This window comes from Catenulispora rubra, assembly GCF_015356825.1.
Classification (GTDB): Bacteria; Actinomycetota; Actinomycetes; order Streptomycetales; family Catenulisporaceae; genus Catenulispora; species Catenulispora rubra.
Genome location: NZ_JAACYW010000075.1, coordinates 34965 through 42700, shown reverse-complemented (window position 1 = coordinate 42700; position 7736 = coordinate 34965). Strand labels below are relative to the sequence as shown.

The following is a 7736-nucleotide window of genomic DNA, read 5'->3' as shown; positions in this document are numbered from 1 at the left end:
GCTCTGGTAGCCCTCGGTGGCCAGGATCATGTAGTTGAACTGGCCCATGTTCATCCCGTGGCTGGCCCAGGCGTCGAAGAAGTTCCCGGTGGTGATGGCGCCGCCGGTGCGCTTGGACTGCCGGACCGCCCAGTACTGGTTGAACGTCGCCGTGCCGATGATGGAGGGGGCGTTCACCCGAGTCGTCTCGTAGATGTCGTAGGTACCGCCGTCGCTGGTGACGGTGCCCATGTAGTTCCCGGTCGGCCGGTAGCTGCCCCAGTTGTCGGTGATGTAGTACTCGACCAGCGGGTTCGTGGTCCAGCCGTACAGCGACAGGTAGCCGTTGCCGGAGGGGTTGAAGCTGCCGGAGTAGTTGACGGTCCGGCGTCTGCCGGTGCTCCAGCCCTCGCCGGCCACGAAGTTGCCGGCGTTGCTCCAGGACGTGCTGTAGTTGCTGCCGGAGCCGAACGTCATGCAGGCCGACCCGCTGCCCTCGGTCCAGAACGAGTAGTAGTAGCCGTTGTTGTTCCCGGTCTGGCTGTTGCAGATCGTCGAGGCGCTGGCCGTGCTCGGCATGAAGACCCCGAGGGCTGCCAGCAGCGCGATACAGAGGGCTGTGAAAAGCCGTCTGCCACGTATGATCATTGCCGATCCTTTCATCTCGCGGGGTTTCAGCAGGTGGAGTTGGTCTGCGTGGCCAGCCCGATGCGCCAGGGCAGCAGGTTGTAGCTCTGGTTCGCGGACGGGTCCTTGCCCTGGTACAGGTACTGCAGGTGGCAGGGACTGATCGTGACCGTCTGGTCGTAGCCGCTGCGGATCGCCTCTCCGCTGCTGAGGTCCTGCGTCCAGGGCGTCCCGCCGAACGTGGTGTTCGACGCGGCCAGGAACGGGTTCGACTGCGTGGCGGCCAGCGGGGACCAGGAGCCGGTGAGGCTGTTGGCGGTCCAGGAGTGGAACAGCCGGTGGCCGTCAGAGCCGATGGCCTCCACGACCATCAGATACGTGTTCGACCCGTCGACCTTGTAGACGTTGTCGGCCTCGAACATGTCGTACTTGTTCGGCGCGGACGCTGCGATGACCGTGTTGCTTCCGTCGCCGAACCCGTTGGGGAACTGCGACAGCGAGCTCGTCGAGCGGTAGATGTGCCCGTTGTCGTCGGCAGAGAACAGGGAGCAGTTCGCCGAGTCGCAGATCACCCAGCTGTCGACCCAGTAGCCGCTGCCGATGTTCTGCTGGATGATCGAGGGGATCCCGTTGCTGTAGAAGGTGTGCGGCGCGCTCCATCCGGACGGGTTGCCGATGTCGGGGTTGGTCGAGTACCCGATGTTCGAACCCATCTGGTACGTCACGTACCAGAGCTTCTGCGGCGCGAAGTAGAAGACCATCGGCGCGGTCTTGTAGCCGCCCCCGATCGGCGTCGTGTCCAGGTACGTCAACGGCGCCGAGGCGGCCTGCGACCAGTCGGTGAAGCTGGTCTGCGCCATGCCGTAGTTCCCGTTGGAGTCCACGGTGGACATCAGCACGTACCACCGGTTGTTGTAGTGCACGACCGACGGGTCCTTCACCGCGATGATGTTGTGCGTCGCGTCGGACTTCGGGCTGATCAGGATGCCGCTGGAGCTCCAGCGGAAGCTGCTCGGCAGCGAGCCGCCGGGGCTGCTCGGAGTGGTCGACGGGGAGGTCGACGGACTGCTCGACGGGCTCGTCGAAGGCGTTGTCGAAGGCGTCGTCGTGGGCCCCGTCGACGGAGTGGTCGGCGGCGGCTGCGAACCTTCGCAGGACACGCCGTTGAGCGCGAAGTCCGTGGGGACGGGGTTGCTGCCGGTCCACGTCCCGTTGAAGCCCAGGCTCACGCTACCGCCGGAGGGGATGGACCCGTTGTAGGCGGCGTTGGCCACACTGACCTGCGCGCCGGTCTGGGTGACGATCCCGTTCCACAGCTGGGTGACTGTCTGCCCGGCGCCGAACGACCACGTCAGCCGCCAGGAGGTGACAGGATCCCCCTGGTCGGTGACATTGATGTTCGTGCTGAACCCGCCGGACCACTGGCTCGACACGGTGTAGACGACCTGGCAGCCGGCAGAGGCCCGGGCGGCGGTCGTCGCGACGGCCACGCCGGCGACCGCGAGACCGGTCGCCACGACGGCGGCGAGCGCCGCGCGGCGGTCGAAGAGGCTCATGGACACGCTCCTTGAAGACCCTCGATGGAGATGGGATCACTCGACGTGGTGTCGGCATGCCGCACCAGTGCGTGAAGCTGCCACGAACGCCTGGCCGCCTCAAGACCGTACCCGGCACCGACCACGCCGACCGCTTCGCGATCACGGTGATGAGCTGGGAGGACGAGCGGTTTCGCAGCGTTCGAAGAGCCGAGCCGCAGGTCGCGACCGGCGAAAGTTTCACCTCTGTACTGGCTGGTTGCGCGTAGCGCGCCACACGTCCCGCGTCGGCCGCGATCATCGACATCCCATGAATCTTCGAAGATTTCCCGATCGGGACGGCAACCTTCTGCGGGCCTCGGGCCACTAAGGGGCCGAACGTACGTCCATCCGCCCTGAAGGGGAGCCCTCCGTGTCACCCACCGACCCGACCGCCGTCCGGCCCCACATCCGAACCGGCCTGGTCCGCCACCCCGCGATACCCGGAGCGGTCGCGCTCGTCGTCGCCGCAGGTGTCGCCGGCGCCATGACGGCGACCACCGGCACCGCCTACGCCGCGCCGGCCGCCACGGTCACCGTGGACGCCGGCACGTCCCTGGGCACGGTGCCCGCCGGCGGCATCGGCCTCAACACGGCCGTCTACGACCCGAACATGAGCGACCCGGCGGCGACGTCGCTGATGAAGGCCGCCGGCATCCAGCGGCTGCGCTATCCCGGAGGGTCCTACGGCGACGGCTACCACTGGAAGACCCACACCCTCGACGGACCCAACGCCTGGAACCTGCCCAACACCGGCTTCGACCAGTTCATGGCCACCGCGAAGACGGTCGGGGCGCAGCCGATCCTGATCGCCGACTACGGTTCAGGCTCGCCCCAGGAGGCCGCCGACTGGGTCAAGTACGCGAACGTCGACAAGCACTACGGCGTGAAGTACTGGGAGATCGGCAACGAGGTCTACGGCAACGGGCACTACAGCAACGGCAGCGGCTGGGAGACCGACAACCACGCCGACAAGAGCCCGACCACGTACGCCACGAACCTGGTCGCCTACGCCAAGGCGATGAAGGCCGTGGATCCCACCGTGAAGATCGGAGCGGTGCTCACCACCCCCGGCGGCTTTCCGGACGGGACGAAGGGCCCCGGCGACGGCGCCGACTGGAACCACACGGTGCTGTCCATCGCCGGAAGCTCGATCGACTTCGTCATCGTGCACTCCTACCCCGGCGGCGCGACCTCGGCGGACCTGCTGAACACCCCCGAGAAGATCGGGGCCATCACCGACACGCTGCGCTCACTGATCGCCACCTACGCGGGGTCGCGCGCCTCGTCCGTGCAGATCGCCGTCACCGAGACCGACGGCGACAACTCCCCCGCGAAGACCAGCCAGGCCGCGGCGCTGTACGCGCCGGACACCTTCATGACCTGGTTCGAGCACGGGGTCTTCAACGTCGACTGGTGGGACGAGCACAACGGCCCCAGCGCCGCCAAGTCCCTCGACGGCCAGACCGACTACGAGGACGAGGGCATCCTGTCCAGCGGGACCTGCTCCGGCGGGACGTGCGAGCCGGCTCTGGAGACACCCTTCCCGACGTACTGGGGCATCCGCTCGCTCACCGCGCTGGCCGCACCCGGCGACACCATGGTGCAGTCGTCGTCGGGCAGCGCGACGGTGGCCGTGCACGCGGTGCGCACGACCGGCGGCGGCCTGAACGTCATGCTGATCAACAAGGACGCGGCGAACGCGGCGACGGTGTCGCTGGCGTACCGCGGGTTCACGCCGGCCGCCGGGGCGGTCACGACCGTCTCGTACACCAAGGGCGGGACCGCGCTGACGACCGCGACGGCCGGTACCGCGGCCGCGCAGACGCTGCCGCCGTACTCGATCACGACGCTCCAACTGAAGCCGACCGGGCCGGTGGCCGCTCCGCCGACCGCGGCTCCTTCCTCGGCGCCGACCCCAGCCACATCGGGTACCCATCCCACGCAACCCACGCATCAGAGCGCGCCGGGATCGCACACCTCTTCCACCGCCGGGGGCTCGCAATACCGCGGGAGTGTCGGCGGTGCAGCGAAGACGCCGACTTCGAGCAGATCGACCACGGCTGCGGCTGACGCGTCGCAGGACCATGGGGACGTTGGCGGCGTGCTGGCCTTCACCGGAGCGAGCAGCGCGATCACCTACACCATGATCGGAAGCGTGATCGTCATCGCTGCCGGCGGCATTCTGGTGACGCGCCGGCGGCGCACCAAGGCTGCGCACCGGGGGTGATGAGTTCGCCGCTGGACCTGCTGTGAATCCGAGCCCTTCCGGTCACTGGAGCCCTGAGCCCCGGCGACCGGAGGGGCTTTCAGTTGCCTGCCGCGAAGCCCCCGCGGATCTCGCCGGTGTGGCCGGCCGCGGTCGCATCGATGAGGTACGTGTCCCGGCCCGCGTCGCGCTTGCCGGTCGCGTGGTTGAACTGCGCGCCGAAGAGCTGCTGCGCGGCCGGGATCGTGTGGCCGGGCTTGAGGGTCCAGCGGTAGACCAGGTAGCCGTCGGAGGGTGTCACGGTGACCGTGAAGTCGTCCGGCGGCGCCGTCTGCCAGTCTCCGGTGCTCTGCACGGCGCCGGTCTGGGCGATCCGCAGTTCCACGGTCAGCGCGCTCAGCGGCTGGGCGACGTCGAGGGTCAGGTCGTTCTGGGACCAGTAGACGGTGCTGTGCGCGTTGACGTCTGCGTGGGCCGAGATCAGCCCGTTCAGCGCGTTCGGTCCGTCGGCGCTCGGTGTGGCCGAGCGGTGCGGCGTGGACGGCCCGGAGGAGGTCGGCGGTTTCGTCGTGGCTGGAGCCTGGGGCTGCGAGGTCGTGGCCGGGGCGGTCGGCGTCACGGTCACCGGCGTCGGATGCTGGGGCGCTTCCTGCCGCACGCCGGCTGCGAGGGCGAGGCCGCCGAGGCCCAGCACGCCGACGCCGGCGAAGCCGACGAGCGCGACCTTGAGCCAGGAGGCCTGCCGGCGCCGCCGGTACAGCCGGGCCCGGTCGGCGCGGGGCCCGCGATCGGCGTGCGGCCCGGCGGCCATGCTCTGCTCGATCCGGGCCAGCATCGCCTCCCGGTCCGGTTGGTGGGCCTCAGCGGCCTGGCGCAGATGCTTGCGAGTGTCGTCCACCGAATCCCCCTTCCGCCAGATCTCCGGCCGCCTGGACGCCGAGCAGCCGTCGGAGCTCGGCCATGCCCTTCGACGTCTGGCTCTTCACCGTACCGACCGATATCCCGAGCGCTTGCGCGGTCTCCTTCTCCGACATGTCGAAAGCATGCCGCAGAACCACGCAGGAACGCTTGCGGAAGGGCAGGCGGGCCAGCGCCGCGCGGACGTCCACGCCGCCGGCCACGTCCGGCTCCTCGACCCGCTCGGTCCGGCCAGCCCAGAGCAGCCTGACGCGGCTGCGCTCGCGGATCGCCCGGCGGGTGCGGTTGCGTGCCATGTTCGCCACCACGCCGCGGGCGTAGGCGACGGGATGGTCGGCCGCGCGCAGCCGGTCCCACCGGTGCCACAGCGCGAGCATGGCGTCCGCGGCGAGGTCGTCCGCCCCCTCCGACTCACCGGTCAGCAGGAAGGCCAGCCGGCTCAGCTCGGCGTAGTGGCGCTCGAAGAAGTCGTGGAACTCCGCCGAGGCATCGTCGACGACCATCTTCGCGAGGAAGCCTCTCAGAGAGATGAACCGGGGGTAAGTTGATGAACGTTCAACCGCTTTGCGGGTCGCCAGCTTAGCAGGCGACCGGTAACACCGGCATCGGACCGGTGGCTGTCCGATGCTGCGGGGTGAACTAACCCTGCCTCCGCGATTCGTGGGCGGCCGCGAGGATCAGGTAGGCGCTGGCCGTCCAGGTGTAGGCGCGGTCGCGCAGGCCGGTGCCGGACAGAGCGTCGAAGTTCTCTGCGAAGCCGGACTTCTCGCACAGGGCACGGAAGCGGCTGCTCACCTCGTCGGCGAGCTCGGCGAAGCCGGCGCGGCGCAGACCGTCCTCGATCAGGACGGTCGACGGGGCCCAGATCGGGCCGCGCCAGTAGCCGTCGGCCTCGTAGTGCTCCGACGAGAGCTGTTCGGTGGCGGGGCCGTACTGCGTGAGGTGGGCTTCGATGTCGCGGGCCAGCGTGTCCCGGACGTCGCCGGGCAGAGCGTCGCCGAGGACGATCGCCATCAGGTCCAGCAGGCTGGTGCTGGCGGTGGCCTTTCCGGTCGCGGCGCCACGCGCGACGAACCGGCCGTCGCGCCACAGCTCCTTCAGCATCGCGGTACTCACCTCTTCGCGATGGCGTCTCCAGACGTCGGCGTCGTCGGGGAGGTCCAGCTCCTCGGCGAGTCCGGCGAGCCGGTCGAGCTGCAGGATGAGGAAGGCGGCCAGATCCGAGGTCTGGACGACGCGGTCGGCGTCGAAGGTGGTCGCGTTGTCCCAGCCGCTGTCATTGCCGTGCTGGTAGTGCGGCAGCGCCTGGCCCGGGACGCGGCGTGCGGACAGCCAGAAGCGCGTCCAGGCCGACAGCTTGTCGTAGACGTCCACGACCTCGGCGCGGCTCAGTTCGCGGGGAAGGTTCGCGCGCAGATGTCCCAGGGCCCAGCCGTGGATCGGCGGCTTGACGTAGTTGTAGAGGACTTCGGAGTGGGTCACCGAGTCCGGCAGCGCACCGCTCTCGTCCTGATGGTCGAACGGGATCTGGAACTGGCTCCACGCAAGCTCCGGCGCGCCGGCGGCCAGGGCGATCGCGTTGAAGCAGTGGTCCCAGCTCCAGACCTTGTCCATCCAGTGCTTCGACATCAGGACGCCTGGCCGGGACAGGAATCCGGCCGGCCGCACGGTCGCCGACCACAGGACGTACGCGGCCAGTTCCGCCGCCGGAGTCTCGGCGCCACGCCACGGCGCGATCGCGTCCACGAACTCTGCGAACCGCTTCTCGGCAGCCTTCACGACGCCGTCGAACGCCACACCCCTGCGATAGCGCGGCCGGGCGCTGTCGAACTCCTCGACGGCGATCTCCCAGGCCCGGTCGGCGGGCAGAAGCAGACCTCGTTCGGCGGTTCCCAGCGCCTGCTCCCCGAAGACCTCGGCGGGCTCCCCCGACAGCACGGTGATCCGATAGCGGCGTCCGGTCTGGTAGAGCGTGTAGATGTAGGACCCGTCGACCGGATCGCGGTAGAAGTAGGGCCCGCTGAACGGCGTGAGCTTCGGATCGGCGGCGCTCACGCGCAGGCCCAAACCCGTGCCGTCGCCGCGCACCCGCACCGTGTCGTCGGTCTCGTATCCGAGTTCGATCGCAGAACCCTGCCACGTCCAGCCGAGCCGGGCCGGCGTGGCCTCGACGGCCGCCTCGACGCGGGAGCCGGACGGATCGGTCGGCGTGAAGCGCAGAACCGCGTGCAGTCCGTTCTGGTGCGAGACGAGGTGCAGGTCCTCGGCGTAAGTCGCCTCGGCGATCACCGGCGAGATGCCGAACCATGATCCGTGGTGGCTGAAGGGGATGTCGCGGACGTCGAACGTCGGAAGGGCACCGGCGATGGTCATAGTGGTCTTTCTGTGTACGGGGTGCGGACGGCTGCGTCGGCGGGCTGGACCTTGCC

At 69.1% G+C, this 7736-nt stretch carries 7 protein-coding genes; 2 read left to right on the top strand and 5 right to left on the bottom strand.

Features of this window, described 5'->3' with window-relative positions:
• On the bottom strand, positions 1 to 627 hold a 627-nt coding region (locus GWK61_RS21775; protein ID WP_194910863.1), incomplete at its 3' end, for a glycoside hydrolase family 11 protein.
• Positions 628 to 653: 26 nt separating this feature from the next.
• Complete coding sequence (locus GWK61_RS21770) at positions 654 to 2162, bottom strand: glycoside hydrolase family 62 protein (RefSeq protein ID WP_194910861.1); 1509 nt, start codon at positions 2160 to 2162, stop codon at positions 654 to 656.
• 11 nt (positions 2163 to 2173) lie between these two features.
• Here GWK61_RS21770 and GWK61_RS21765 point away from each other — a divergent pair, with 11 nt between their 5' ends.
• The gene (locus GWK61_RS21765) at positions 2174 to 2410 is read left to right on the top strand and encodes a hypothetical protein (protein ID WP_194910858.1); all 237 of its coding nucleotides are present in this window, start codon (positions 2174 to 2176) and stop codon (positions 2408 to 2410) included.
• A gap of 143 nt (positions 2411 to 2553) precedes the next feature.
• On the top strand, positions 2554 to 4410 hold the full coding sequence (locus GWK61_RS21760; protein WP_228562703.1) for an alpha-L-arabinofuranosidase: 1857 nt from the start codon (positions 2554 to 2556) through the stop codon (positions 4408 to 4410).
• Positions 4411 to 4489: 79 nt separating this feature from the next.
• Here the strand turns inward: GWK61_RS21760 and GWK61_RS21755 are convergent, their stop codons facing one another.
• From GWK61_RS21755 to GWK61_RS21745, 3 genes are all read right to left on the bottom strand, one after another.
• Positions 4490 to 5287, bottom strand: coding sequence for a hypothetical protein (locus GWK61_RS21755; RefSeq protein ID WP_194910856.1), 798 nt, complete (start codon positions 5285 to 5287; stop codon positions 4490 to 4492).
• A complete protein-coding gene (locus tag GWK61_RS21750) occupies positions 5250 to 5810 on the bottom strand; it encodes a SigE family RNA polymerase sigma factor (protein ID WP_194910854.1) in 561 nt (186 codons plus the stop codon). The genes GWK61_RS21755 and GWK61_RS21750 overlap by 38 nt, the downstream gene beginning before the upstream one ends.
• Positions 5811 to 5946: 136 nt before the next feature.
• A complete protein-coding gene (locus tag GWK61_RS21745) occupies positions 5947 to 7680 on the bottom strand; it encodes an amylo-alpha-1,6-glucosidase (RefSeq protein WP_194910851.1) in 1734 nt (577 codons plus the stop codon).
• Positions 7681 to 7736: the final 56 nt, after the last annotated feature.

Excerpts from the sequence above, each read along its gene's own strand:
- GWK61_RS21750 (WP_194910854.1), bottom strand. The coding sequence starts at position 5,810 with ATGGTCGTCGACGATGCCTCGGCGGAGTTCCACGACTTCTTCGAGCGC.
- GWK61_RS21770 (WP_194910861.1), bottom strand. The coding sequence starts at position 2,162 with ATGAGCCTCTTCGACCGCCGCGCGGCGCTCGCCGCCGTCGTGGCGACC.
- GWK61_RS21745 (WP_194910851.1), bottom strand. The coding sequence starts at position 7,680 with ATGACCATCGCCGGTGCCCTTCCGACGTTCGACGTCCGCGACATCCCC.